The sequence below is a fragment of the Stenotrophomonas sp. CFBP 13718 genome, assembly GCF_014842145.1.
In the GTDB taxonomy this organism is placed as follows: Bacteria; Pseudomonadota; Gammaproteobacteria; order Xanthomonadales; family Xanthomonadaceae; genus Stenotrophomonas.
The window spans coordinates 1-473 of record NZ_JACYVC010000024.1 but is presented as its reverse complement, the minus strand read 5'-3'; the positions used below and the strand labels follow the sequence as shown (position 1 = coordinate 473).

At 58.8% G+C, this 473-nt stretch carries 1 protein-coding gene; it reads left to right on the top strand.

All coding sequences use genetic code 11. The annotated features are described in order from the left end of the window. Positions 1–473 (top strand): transposase (locus IFT58_RS18625; protein WP_192096550.1); only part of this gene is annotated, 473 nt, incomplete at both ends.

Below are 473 nucleotides of genomic sequence, written 5' to 3'. Positions count from 1 at the left end.
CGCTGGCTGCAGAAGTGGCCGGCCAAGCAGGTCGTGCTTGAAGCGAGCGGAGGTTACGAGCAGGCAGCCCTGGATGCGCTTCATGAGGCCGGCCTGCCAATGGTGCGGATCAATCCAGGCAGGGCGCGTAGCTTCGCCAAAGCCACTGCGCAGCTGGCTAAAACGGACCGGATCGATGCGATGGTGCTGGCCCAGATGGCACACCTGTTGAAGCACACTCGATATACACCAGTAGCGCCGTGGCAGCGAAAACTAGCTGAATTTGCACTGCGCCGGCGTCATCTGGTGCAGATGCGTAGCAGTGAAAAGCAGCGCATGCGTGCATTCAGCGAGCCAGTTCTCCAGGTGATGATGAACAGCCAACTGAAGTACTTGGATGAGCAGATCCGCGTGCTGGACAAGGCAATCGCCGAACAGCTCAGGAATCAGCCCAGTTGGAACAGCTTGGTGGAGATGAAAGGCGTGAGCACCGT